The following is an 11,579-nucleotide window of genomic DNA, read 5'->3' on the forward strand; positions in this document are numbered from 1 at the left end:
ATTCAGTCACCGAAGGTTCCGCGACCGCTTCGAGCGGGGCACAAAGAGAACAGGGTGGACGCCTCCCGTGCGCGTCCACCCTGTTCCGACTCAACAGCCGTTGACTACTGGAAGTAGCTGGCTGCCTTCTTGTCGCCATCCATGTAAGTGCCACCAGAGGTGCCGACGACGTGGCCGATGCCGGTCAGCGCCGTGTGGATGTCGCTGGCCTCCTGGTCCCACTTCTTCAGCTTCTGGTCGAACGTGCTCTGGGCCTCGCCCTCCCAGTACTGCAGGCTCTTGACGACCATCTGCTTGAGTTCCTGCAGGTCAGCCTCGAGAGCCTTCGCCTCATTGCCGATCTGGGTCGCCGCCTGGTCGAGCCCGTCATAAGTAACGAGCAGCCCGTCTCCGTTACCGGCCATGTCCTTCTACCTCGTCTCGCTCGTGATTCTGTTCCGACGTACTTCTGATCCGCTGGGCTCGAAGTCCCTCAGTAGCTGCGGAGAGAAGAGGCACCGTCCGTAACGGAGATCTTGTCCACCGAAGCGCGAACGTCGTCCTCGCTGCTGTCCTTGATGTTTCGCGTCTTGTTCATGGAGTCGATGACATCGGCGAGGATCTTGCCGATGTTCTGCAGCGACTCATTGATCTCGTACTGCTTCTTGTCGAAGGCGTTCTTACCGATGCCCTGCCACTGGCCCTCGAGGCTGTCGATGACGCCCTGCAGGTTGTGGACGCGCTTCCGGATGCCGTCGTACTTCTCCGACATCTGCTTCTCAAGTACGACTACTTGCTGGTCTTCGAGCTTCTGCCGTCCGCCGGCCATGGCGCTCCTGCCTTTCCTTGGTCTGCCTCTAGTTCCAACTGCTCTGGTCCATGCCCCGCTTGAGGCCGAACCGCTCCCCCGTGGCCCGCCCAAGAAGCGCAGGAAATCCCACGGTTGAAAGTCTCACTGGCTGCGCCGCGCCCTCATCACAGCGAATCCCCCGCCCCCGATGACGATCACCGCGGCAACAGCACCGAGCACAATCCACAACGTGTTGCTGTCACTTGAGGACTTCGCTTCCGATCCTGCCGCTTCGGCCGGGACTTCTGAAGCCTTCTGCGAGGGCTGTGACGAGGCTGATGCAGAGGCGGAGGGCTTGGTGGCGGTTCCGTTCTCGGTCTTCGCCGGGCCGCCGTTCTCCTCGGCGAGCGGGTCCGACTGCGCCGGTCCGGCGTCGTAGTTGGGATCCTCAAGTACCTTGCGGGGACGAACGGTTCCGTAGCCGAGGTACTTGCTGGGGTCGTCCTTCTTCCAGGTGCGGCTGGCCGTGTCGATCAGCGAACGCAGGACCTGGTTCGCCGTCCAGTCGGGGTGGGCGGACCAAATGAGGGCGGCGGCTCCTGAGGCGATGGCGGTTGCCGAGCTGGTTCCGCCGTCTCGCATGCAGTACGACTGGAACGACGTGTCGCACCAACCCGGAATGTCGACTCCAGGGGCCGCAAGGTCCACGTCGTTCCCGTAGGACGAGGACTTCGAAACCGTTCCGGTCGCGTCCACCGAGCCCACGCCGACCGCGTACGGGTACGCAGCCGGATAGCCGATGTTCCCCGACTTCACGCCCTCGTTGCCGACAGCCACCATCATCAGCTTGCCCTTGGACGCCGCGTACTGAAGTGCGGCCTCTTGGTCGGGGTCGATGGTGTCCGAGCCGAACGACATATTGATGATCTTGGCGTCGGAATCCGCCGCTGCCTTGATCGCTTCAGCAGGCTCCGGAGTCTTCGCCAGCTCCGCCTTGCTCGTGAGGTCCTCCATCTGGACCCGGTAAGGAATGATCTTCGCATCAGGCGCGAGTCCCTTGATGCCACCACCGGCACCTGTTCCCGCGATTAGTTCCGCCATCGTCGTGCCATGCCCGGAGAAGTCCCGAGTCACGTGGTATGAAACGGACTTGGAGACCTCGTTCGTGAGTACCTGTCCCTTGAGCGAACTCGTCTGCGCGTTCACACCCGAGTCGATGACAGCTACCTTGACGCCCTTGCCCGTGCTGACCTTCCACATTTGCGCGGTCTGCATCGGGTCCAGGTACCACTGCTTGGACTGCGCGTCGTATGCCGCAGCACTCGGTGCGAAGCCCGCACTCACTGCGGTCAGGGCTCCGACGACCGCCCCGACCGCGCGCACGCGTCTGCCGGCGCGGGCCTTGAACAGCGCGGAACGATCGGGTCGTCGGCTGATACCTGACTTCATGGTGCTTTCTGTCCTCGCTCGGCTTCAGTTGACGACCGGCGGCACGTCGCGCCGGTTGGCAGGCAGATGGGTGTTCACGTCCTCGACGACGTAGTCGGGCCGCTCCGCCACATCCGTCTCTTCCTCGTTCGGCTTACCGTTCTTGGCGCGGCCGCCCACGAGGCCGGCGCCGCCCCGCGTCATGCCGTTCCGCTCGGCACGCGCAGCGGAATTGCGCGAGGTCGGGCTACCGGTGACCGCCTCGCGCGACGTGGCACCGTTCCTCGTCCCTGCCGCAGCCGGCCCTGTCTGCCTGGCGGCGGATCCGGGTGCGCCGAAGACGCCTCGCTGTCCCACGCGTCCCGTGGCCGACCGGCCACCACCCGCGGACTCGCCGGCACCCATCACGGAACCACGGGGGATGCGCGACCCGTTCTGTCCCGTGGGCGCGGCTGTGGGGCGTCCACCCACCACACCGTTCGAACGACCGGCTCCCGTGCCACCTGCTGTGCGAGGCGTCTGCCCCCCGGTGGCCCGCGGCGTACCGCCGGTGATGCCTTGGCCCGCTGCCGGCGACGGCTTTCCACTGACACCGGCGGCCTTCGCGGTCGAGCTCGTCCTGCCCATCTCGCCGACGCCGCCGCGGCCCATGGACCGGGCGCTGCTCGGATCGGCCGCACCCGGAGCGCCTCCAGACCGGCCCTGTGGCGAGAAGGGGGCACGAGACCCTGCGGGGCCGATGTTGCGGCCAGTTGTTCCACTCGCCATCGGAGGGACGTACCCGTTGTTGAATCCGTTGGACGAAGGTCCCACGGGGTTCGGGCCACCGGACACCGGACCAGGTCCGGTCGTCGGCGAGGTCGTGGTGGGCGACGGCAGGGTTCCTACGCTGTCGATCTCCGTGCCTACAGGGCGGTCCGGCTGCGTGACGGTCCCGTCCACGTCCTTGACCGGAGTCTCGCTCACAGCCGGAGGAGCACTCACACGGGTGCCGTCGACCTGTGCGTGCGAACTGCCCGAGGCATGCGCTCCATCGGCCGAGGTGTCCGCCGTACTCCCGCCGGAGCCAACAGCCTCACCGCCCCAGCGCCTTCCAACCTTCGGCTTCGGCACCCCCACATCCGGCATGGACCGAAGCTTCGGCGGCTCGCTGTTCAGAGCGTTCAACTGCTCTGTGGACACGGCGTAGTAGGACGACAGGCGGTTCATCTGGTTGATCGCCTCTTGGCGGTTCTTCTCAACCTTCACCGCAGCCGCGTATTCGGCGTTGCTGTCCACCTGCTTGTGGGCCGGATAGTCCTTGGGCTGCATCTTGCGCTGGTCCGCCGGGCGGGTGTCACGCTCCGGCATCGCGCCCCGCACGGAAGCCAGCCCCATGGAGGCCGCGGACAGCTGGTCACCGGCGCTGCCGGCGAACGTGCTGAGCTGCTCTCCGTAAGTGACCAGGTCCTTGCCGAAGTCACGGAAGCTGTCACCGGACTCGCCGACCCAGTGGACTCTCGTGATGTGCCCGTCGAGTTCGGAGGCGGCCTTCTTGATCGCGTCGCGCGCGTTCCACAGGGCCGTGCCGGAGGACTCGAGGTCGGCCGGGTTGGTCTGCGCGACCATGTCGAGCATCGTGTTGAGATCGAGGTTCGGATCCTCGAAATGGGACTCGCGGGTACCGAGCGCCTGGCCCGTCGGAGTGACTCCGACGACGGCACGCAGCATGCCATTGATCCAGCCGCCGCCCGTGTTGTTGTCCTCGACACCGTGGGCGAAGTCCGTGAACTGGTTCTGCTGTGAGACGCGATCGCGGTCCGCGTCGTGATTGTGTCCAGTCATGGTCAGAGCCCCGCGTCCTTCGTCGCCTCGTTGGTGTGCTTCTTACCGGCGCCCTGGAGCTTCCTGATCTCGGTCTGGATGGACCAGAACCGCTGCCGTTGATCCTCTTCGAGGTTGCCGAAGCCCCGGTGGGCACCCTGCACGGCGATGCTGATCGCCTCGATCTGCAGACTCAGCGTCTTGGAGAGCGTGACAAGGTTCGTGTGCACCGCGTTGTACGCCGTGAACAGGTCGTCAGCCTCAGGGAACGCGCGTACTCCCGCATTGTGCAGGGACGACTTGCTGATGCTCTGGGCACTGACCTTCGTGGGACTTCCCGCCGAGGCGTCCAGGTCCTTGAGTACCGCGTCGACCCGCTTCTGGAACGTGGTCAGCGCCTCGTTGGTGACCTCCAGGTTCGCGGCCCTGGCCTTCGACGGCCCGCCCACCATGTCTGCTGGAAGCACGACGCCTTCCTCCCCGTTTCCCCGTGGTCCAACCCGGTCGCCGCAGCCTGTCTGGCCGACGGGCGACCGCAAAGTCAGTCGCGTCTTACAACGCGTTTACCACTGTAGTCACCCTGTACATCTACTCCAACCGCGCTGTGTGTTAACTCAGTTACGAGACTGCATCTGCAGCGCCGTTTCGCCGGAGTTGTCCCTGCTGGCGAATCACCGTCACGCGGCCGCGAGTCGCACCACGAGGCGGCCACCGGCAATCTCCATCAAATCTCCACGCGGCAGGAATGACGGAGCGTCCCGGGTGAAGACCCGCGAGTTCCGCGGAAGCAAATGTTCCGGACCGAGTTCACGCTGTAGTGGGGCGCCCCATAGTGTGGGGACATGAATCAACTGGTTGAGATCCTGGAGAGCGCGCTCGTCTTCGCTCTCATCGCCGGGGTCTTCGTCGCCGTCTTCGTGTTGTCCAGGCGTGGGCGCAAGAAGAATCAGCAGACCGCCGATGGTTACGCGGAGCTGGCCAGGGTCGCCCAGGAGAACGGGTGGGCGTACGCGCCGCAGGCGTACGGGCGAATCGATCAGTACTGCGGGGCGGCCGCGATGCCCGGTTCCGGGTCGGGCCTGCGTGCCTGGCACCACACCACGGGCGAGCTCCGAGGACGGTCCTTCACGTTCTTCGAGCACCGTTACGTCAACCCCGGTTCGACGCATGAAGCCGGTGAGGCCAGGACGCCCACCGTCAATGCGATCTTCGTCGTCACCGCACCCGGCTCAGCTCCCTCCCTCGAGATTCTGCAGCCGCGCAAGCTCGACGCCGTCCTCGACCGCAGGGAGAGGACAGAAATCGGCGTCGCGGAATTCGACGCGAAGTTCCGGGTCGTCACGAGCGACGAGGGCTTTGCGCGAAACGTCCTGGACGGCACCGTGGTGCCGTTCCTGCTGACGGACTCGCGGGCCGCCTCGTCCCCGCTCCAGCTCCGCGGCGACGAGCTGTTCACCTGGTATCAGGGCGCCGTGTCCCCCGCCGCGGTCGAGGAGAAGCTGAACTTCCTGTGTGATGTGCTGGATCGCATTCCGGCGCAGTCATGGAGCACCGCCTGAGCGGACCGCAGCCGAGTGCCCCTTGCCCCATCAGGGCAAGGGGCACTCGTGTTCTCCGGACACCTCAGTCCGACGCCTCCTCGGCCGGGCGCACGGTCCGCAGGAACGCCTTGAAGTCCTCGATCACCTCGTCGAGCTGCTCCTGCTTCGCGGTCAGGACGAGTTCGATGAGGGCGCGCTTCGCAGGGTTCTTCACGTCCTCCATACCGAGGTACACCTGGCTCTGGCACAGTTCCACCGGCTCGCCTCGCAGCGTCGTGGAGAGAATCAAGTTTTGGACAATTCCGGGCGAATCCGTCAGCCCGGGGATGTCGGGCGTACCGACTTCGGTCTTCTTCAGGACCCGCACGGTCCCGGCCTGCGACAGCCGGGGTACTGATTCGTCGGCGATCCGCGACAGGCTGGCGCCGTCGTTGCGCAGCTCGCCGGCGATGGTGATGTTCGCCGTGAAGCCGCCGTCCACGGAAGCGGGGTGGAGCGCGACGAACGCGACGCCCGGCGCGCCCACCTCGTCCGGCGGTGCCGCCTGCCACCCGTCGGGCAGCGAAAAGGAAATCTTGATCGGCAACGTGGTCGCCATGGTGGATCCCATCCTTCGATGAACGTCGACTCAGGCTAGAACCAGCTGCCGACCGTGCTGTCCCAGGCATCGCCCACGGCGTCGGCCGCGTCTTCGGCCGTGTCGACCACCTTGCCGGGATCGACAGTGATGTCGACCGAGACCTTGCCGCCGACACCGAGGCCGACGCCGAGCTCGCCGCCGATGGTGAACTTGCCGTCCTTCATGCCGAGGTCGGCGCTGGCGGACGCACCCACGCCCGCCCATGCCTCGCCGGTGGCACCGGCGCCGACACCACCGACGTCGGCGGAGACCGACCCGGTGGCCTTGGCCCCTGCGAACGCCTCCGCTCCGGCGTGCAGTCCGTCCTTGCCGACTCCGAGGTTCGCCGAGGCGTCAGCGCCCACGAAGGCCTTGCCCTCGGCCTGGCCGGCGACGACGCCCCACTCCGCGCTGCCGGCGGCCGAGGCCTGGGCCAGATACGCGCTGCCAGAGGCGGTGGCCTGCAGCCGTCCGTCGGTGAAGCTCGCACCGGCGGCTCCGGAGACACCGAGTGTGGAGATACCCGCGTTGCCCTTCACGTCGAAGACGCCGAACTTCCCGTCTCCGGACGCACCCACCGACCAGACGTCGGCGCCGCCCTGCCACTCGGCGAGCTTGACGTTCACACCGGGCTTGTTGGCTGTCTGCGGCGTGTCGGGGTCTGTGACCACCTGGTCCTTGATGAACCAGTTGCCGTTCTCGTCCTTGCCCCAGGCCTTGAGCGTATGGCGCTCCTTGCCATCCGCGTCCTTCGCCCACCGCTGCCGGTCCCAGGACCACTTGTTCTGCGAAGTCTTGAGCGCCCCATGCTCAGCAGCCCATTGCCTCGCGTCGACATAATCCTTGGCCTCCGCAAGCCACTTGGGGCTGTCCTTCGCGTCCCCCGCCAGATTGCCGAGCTTCTTGGTCAGCGTCTCGGCCGCGGTCTTGAGCTGCTTCTTCGCGGCTTCCAGAACCTCTTCCGCTCCGTCGTGATCCCCCGCGTCCCACTTGTGGATCGCCGTCTGCGCCTGCTGCTGGGCCCAGCTCAGCGTGGAGGAGTACGAGGTGATGGCCTTCGCGGCGCCCGACATCGCGTCCGCGGCGAGGTACCAGTTCTTCTTCTCCTTGGCCATCGTGGGCCAGAAGGACTCGCTGGCCTGCCCGGTCCACCCCGGGATCTTCAGGTCGCGCAGGTCGTCCCCGACCCTCTCGAACTTGGTCGACCAGCCGTTGAAGGTGGTGACGATCCCGCCCAGCTTGCCGGCGTCACCCGGGACGAGGTCCTTGGGGTCGTCCGTCCACCCCAGCCTGTTTCCGCCCATGGATCCGTGTTCCTCGCCTCTAACCCAGGTCCGTCTTCACCGAATCGACCGCGTCACGGATCGCCTGGTCCGTCGCGTCGAGATCCTTGTTGGCGGAGTTCAGCCCCTCGGCCAGCGTCGCCGCGCAGTCGTTCAGGAATCCGGCGCCCATCTCCCACGTCGCGCAGAACACGGTGAGCGCCTTGGCCGCATCGTCGTCGCCGAGGTCGTCCCCCGCCTTGGACGAATCCTCCAGGTCCACTTTCTTGACCGGCGTGAGGATCTCGAGAATGTCCCCCGCGCCTTTCTTCAGCGTCCCCGGCCCTACTCCAAGGTCGGTTGCCACAGCCCCTCTTTCTTTCTGTTCTCCCGGTCGCAGATCGTCAGTTGCTCGGCGCCGGCGAAGGCGTGTCGTCCGCCTTGATGTCGAAGTTGACGTTCTTGCCGTCGACCTTGGAGACCGTGACCGTCACGCCGAGGGTGCTGCCGTCGCTCGCCGTGAGCGTGCAGCGCGTCGCGTTGCCGACCTTGCCCACGAGGTCCTTGGGGCAGGTGACATCCGGCTTCGGCTGCCCTGTCGTCTTGGCGAGCTGCTCCGCGACCGTGTCGGACAGCTTGTCCTTGGACACCTTGGGGTCGGTGCTGCCGACGCTGACCGAGCCCGAGCAGCCGACGAGCAGGGCGCCCGCTGCCACGGCCGAGAGGGCCAAAGTTGCGGCGGCCAAGCGGGACTTGATCATGGTGTTCCGTTCCAGGCGGTCAGGGCAGACGGAGATGACGAGGCGGGCAGGCTCGCATCGCGGCCTTCGGCGCGCTCAGCATAGGGCGCATACCGGGCTCGCACTTGGGGCATTTAGTTGCTTACCCGGCAACTCCCCGAGCTCCATGGAGTCTTCGCCGCAACGACAAACGATCTTCACCGTTACCACCCCGAGCCGGCCTCGATTCACAGGAGCACACAGCGTCCGCGACAATCCGGGCCGTGGAGTCACTGCCGAACCTGACCGCACCGGCACGCCGTCGCCGCAGTCCCTCGAAGAGCGGCTGAACTACCTGTGCTACGTGCTCGACCGGATTCCCGCTCAGGTCTGGACGGGTCTGGACGGCAGCCTGGGAATGACGGGTCTGGACGGCCGCCTGAGAATACGGAGTGCCCGTTGCGCCGGGCGAGGATGAGCGGCGGGTAAGGGCTCCGGCGACACGTCTCCGGCGGCGCTGTCACACCCCGCGCTCCACGCGCCCCTTCCTGCGCCGCGCATCCCGCACCGCCACCGCCGCTCCGCCCAGCCCCGCCACCGCGACCAGACCACCGATCAGTACATACGTGCCCAGGCGCGCGTTGCGCTCTTCCGCCGTCTCGCCGAAGTGGACCGGGGCGACCTCGGGCGGCTCGGCGTGTGCGCCGGCCTCTTCCGGCTTCGGGGTCTGGATGGGGTTCTTCGGGTCACTGATCTCGGTGACGGCTCGCACCGGGTCGACCACGCCCCAGCCGACGAGGCGGTCCCGGCCGGTGATGGAGCGTTCCGCGGTCTGCTCGATCTGGGCCACGACCTCCTGGGCCGTCCAGTCCTTGTGGTGCTCCTTGAGCAGGGCGGCCACCGCCGCCACGTAGGGGGCCGAGAAGCTCGTTCCGTTGTCGGAGCAGTGGCCGCCCTTGGGGACCGTGGAGATCATGTCGACGCCGGGGGCGGCCACGCCGACGGAGTCGTTGGACTGCGAGAACGCGGCGCGTTCGTTGTTGCGGTCGGAGGCCGCGACGGCGAGGACGCCCTTGTACGAGGCGGGGTAGGTGTCCTTGACGTTGCCGCCTAGGCCGTCGTTGCCGGCGGAGGCCACGACCACGATGTCGTGCGCCAGCGCGTTGTTGACCGCGTTCTCCAGCCTGGAGCCGGGGGCCAGGGCCTTCTCCGTGTCCTGGGAGATGTTGATGACGTCGGCCTTCTCGGTGACCGCGTGGTTGATCGCCAGCGCCAGGGCGTTGGAGTCGCCGTGGCCCTCGGCGTCGTTCTGCTTGATCGGGATGATCGTGGCGTCGGGGGCCAGGCCCACGAACCCGGTGCCGCTCGCCTTGCGGGCCGCGATGATGCCGGCCACGCGCGTGCCGTGGCCGACGGTGTCCGTCGTGCCGTGCGCGTTGCCGCGGTCCGGGATCGCCTCGCCCTTGTCGTCCTTTTTGGGAAGGAAGTTGGCGCCCGCTCCCACGTCCACGGCCTTCGTCAGCTGCGGGTTCTTGACGTCCACGCCCGTGTCGATGACCGCGACCCGCACCCCCTTGCCCGTCGCGCTCCCCCACAGCTCGTCGAGGTTGACGCGCTGCAGGGCCCACGGGCGGCCCGCGTACTTCTTGCCGCCGAACGTGCACTGGCCGCTGTCCGCCGCCGCCGGAGCGGCCGGCAGGGCCAGTACCGCCGCGGACGCGGTGAGCGCCGTGGCCGCGGACACGGCGGCCAGTCGCCGGGCGCCGGGCGCGAAGTTGCTGGTGATCGCCATGAGTTGGCCCCTTCCCCTCGTGCTCTTGTCCCGCCGGTCCGCTACGAGCCCTGCGGCTGACGTGCGGCCGCCTGGGAGAGTCGCGGGCCGGTGGGCAGGAAGGTCGACCAGGTGATCGGGATCGGCGACGGGTTCGTCTTGTCGTAGCCGAGGAGCTTCTGCGCGATCTGTGCCTCGGCCTGCTCCGCCTTGCGCTCCTTGGCGGTCGTGCCGATGCCCTGGTCGTCGGTGGCGCTGTCGGCGTTGGACTGGAGGGCGTAGCGCAGACCGGTGTCGGTGATCAGGAAGATCCCGCCCGCCTTGGTCTCCGTGCCCTGGATCTGCCGGAAGATCTGGCCCGAGCCCGGGGTGACGTACGCGCTGGACGAACCGGTGGGCAGGTCGGCGGGGAAGTCCGTGCCGGCCCAGGTCGACAGGGTGGTGCCGCTGCTCTTGACCGAGTGCAGGGTGTTGCAGACGGTGTTGCGGCCGCTGGTCGCGCTGGCGCCGTTGTTGACGGTCTTCGCGCCCTGGGTGGGCCAGTTGGCGCCCTCGCCCTCGAACGGCTCGTTCTCGGCGACGGCGGCCGGGTTCACCTGCACCGCCGCACCCGTCGAGTTGACGTTCACCAACTGCTTGCTGTGGAGCAGGAGTTTGGAGGTGAACTCGGAGATGCGGGCCACCTTGCCGGGCAGCACCACGTAGTACTGCATGCGGGTGCCGTCGATGGACTTGAGGACCGTGCCGACCTTGTCGTACTCGGCGTTACCGGTGCCCGCGACCGCGTTCGCGGTCTCGCCGGCGTTGCCGGGGACCTGCGGGATGGAGACCGGGGTGCCGGGGTGCAGCGTGCGCAGCCAGTCGGAGGAGACGCGCTGCGGGGTGCGCCCCTGCGTGTCGAGCGCGCTGAGCACGCCTTCCTGGGCCGGGTCGGTGATCTCGTAGGAGGTACCGCGCGCATCGACGACGTACTGCTTCTTGGTGGCCGAGTCGGCCACGTACATCAGCTCGCCGCCGGAGAGCTTGTTGCGCCCCTCCGACTTCTTCCACTCCTTCTTGGCGAGGACGAACGCGGCCTTCTGGATGGCGCGCCCGCCGTCGCTGGGGCGCTCGCACACCATCCAGCGCTTCGCCTCCTCGGCCTGCGAGCTGGAGGGGAGGCGGTCGGGGGCGTACGGGATGCCGAGGGTGGCGCCGTGCGGGGGCTCGCCGCTGTCGAGGACGTTCTCGTCGACGGTGACGACCTTGTCGGTGTAGTCCTTGAGCAGCAGCTTGGCCGATGCCGTGTTCAGGACCGGGTGCAGCTGCTTCTGCCCGTCGGTCTTCAGGACCACGTAGCGCGTCGTCGAGTCGCTCGCCACGATGACGTTCGCCTGGGTCGTGTCCCAGCCCTTCGGCGCCGTGGGCTTGAACATCCCGATCGCGCCGAAGACCGCAAGGACCACCACACCCACGATCGTGCCGGGCACCACCGCGCGCAGCGGCTTGGGGGCGCCCTCCTCCGAGCCCGACGGTGAGGGCTGCAGGAAGGACGCCAAGGTGCGGCGCTTCGCGAAGGTATAGGCGTTGAGTTCGTCCCGCCGTGATGCCATCTGTGTCCGCTCTCTCCCCGTGCGGAGCCGTGGGGGCGCGTCCCCCCGTCCTCGGTCGACCGGTGTCGACGTACG

Annotated in this window: 12 protein-coding genes; 1 reads left to right on the forward strand and 11 read right to left on the reverse strand. The window is 67.3% G+C overall.

Annotated elements, in window-relative coordinates:
- Nucleotides 1-104: 104 nt before the first annotated feature.
- The 5 genes from ACQUQD_RS11330 to ACQUQD_RS11350 form a co-directional block, all read right to left on the reverse strand.
- The gene (locus ACQUQD_RS11330; RefSeq protein ID WP_255981905.1) at nt 105-404 is read right to left on the reverse strand and encodes a WXG100 family type VII secretion target; all 300 of its coding nucleotides are present in this window, start codon (nt 402-404) and stop codon (nt 105-107) included.
- Nucleotides 405-472: 68 nt separating this feature from the next.
- On the reverse strand, nt 473-808 hold the full coding sequence (locus tag ACQUQD_RS11335; protein ID WP_428951923.1) for a WXG100 family type VII secretion target: 336 nt from the start codon (nt 806-808) through the stop codon (nt 473-475).
- A 123-nt stretch (nt 809-931) separates the two neighbouring features.
- Nucleotides 932-2,152: a S8 family serine peptidase gene (locus tag ACQUQD_RS11340; RefSeq protein WP_428957524.1), complete on the reverse strand. Its 1,221-nt coding sequence runs from the start codon at nt 2,150-2,152 to the stop codon at nt 932-934.
- Nucleotides 2,153-2,242: 90 nt separating this feature from the next.
- Nucleotides 2,243-4,021 (reverse strand): hypothetical protein, encoded by a 1,779-nt coding sequence (locus ACQUQD_RS11345; protein WP_428951924.1) that lies wholly within the window; start codon nt 4,019-4,021, stop codon nt 2,243-2,245.
- 2 nt (nt 4,022-4,023) lie between these two features.
- The gene (locus ACQUQD_RS11350; RefSeq protein ID WP_428951925.1) at nt 4,024-4,467 is read right to left on the reverse strand and encodes a hypothetical protein; all 444 of its coding nucleotides are present in this window, start codon (nt 4,465-4,467) and stop codon (nt 4,024-4,026) included.
- Between the two features lie 375 nt (nt 4,468-4,842).
- On the opposite strand from ACQUQD_RS11350, the gene ACQUQD_RS11355 reads away from it, so the two are divergent.
- A complete protein-coding gene (locus ACQUQD_RS11355; RefSeq protein WP_428951926.1) occupies nt 4,843-5,559 on the forward strand; it encodes a hypothetical protein in 717 nt (238 codons plus the stop codon).
- Nucleotides 5,560-5,623: 64 nt separating this feature from the next.
- Here the strand turns inward: ACQUQD_RS11355 and ACQUQD_RS11360 are convergent, their stop codons facing one another.
- The 6 genes from ACQUQD_RS11360 to eccB form a co-directional block, all read right to left on the reverse strand.
- Nucleotides 5,624-6,139 (reverse strand): hypothetical protein, encoded by a 516-nt coding sequence (locus ACQUQD_RS11360; protein WP_428951927.1) that lies wholly within the window; start codon nt 6,137-6,139, stop codon nt 5,624-5,626.
- A gap of 35 nt (nt 6,140-6,174) precedes the next feature.
- Entirely contained in the window at nt 6,175-7,464 is a 1,290-nt protein-coding gene (locus ACQUQD_RS11365; RefSeq protein ID WP_428951928.1) for a putative T7SS-secreted protein, read from the reverse strand.
- Between the two features lie 19 nt (nt 7,465-7,483).
- Nucleotides 7,484-7,789 (reverse strand): hypothetical protein, encoded by a 306-nt coding sequence (locus ACQUQD_RS11370; RefSeq protein ID WP_428951929.1) that lies wholly within the window; start codon nt 7,787-7,789, stop codon nt 7,484-7,486.
- A 37-nt stretch (nt 7,790-7,826) separates the two neighbouring features.
- Nucleotides 7,827-8,183 (reverse strand): DUF4333 domain-containing protein, encoded by a 357-nt coding sequence (locus ACQUQD_RS11375; RefSeq protein WP_428951930.1) that lies wholly within the window; start codon nt 8,181-8,183, stop codon nt 7,827-7,829.
- A gap of 478 nt (nt 8,184-8,661) precedes the next feature.
- The gene (gene mycP, locus ACQUQD_RS11380) at nt 8,662-9,933 is read right to left on the reverse strand and encodes a type VII secretion-associated serine protease mycosin (protein ID WP_428951931.1); all 1,272 of its coding nucleotides are present in this window, start codon (nt 9,931-9,933) and stop codon (nt 8,662-8,664) included.
- Nucleotides 9,934-9,974: 41 nt separating this feature from the next.
- On the reverse strand, nt 9,975-11,504 hold the full coding sequence (eccB, locus tag ACQUQD_RS11385) for a type VII secretion protein EccB (protein ID WP_428951932.1): 1,530 nt from the start codon (nt 11,502-11,504) through the stop codon (nt 9,975-9,977).
- Nucleotides 11,505-11,579: the final 75 nt, after the last annotated feature.

The organism is Streptomyces sp. cg35, assembly GCF_050410835.1.
In the GTDB taxonomy this organism is placed as follows: Bacteria; Actinomycetota; Actinomycetes; order Streptomycetales; family Streptomycetaceae; genus Streptomyces.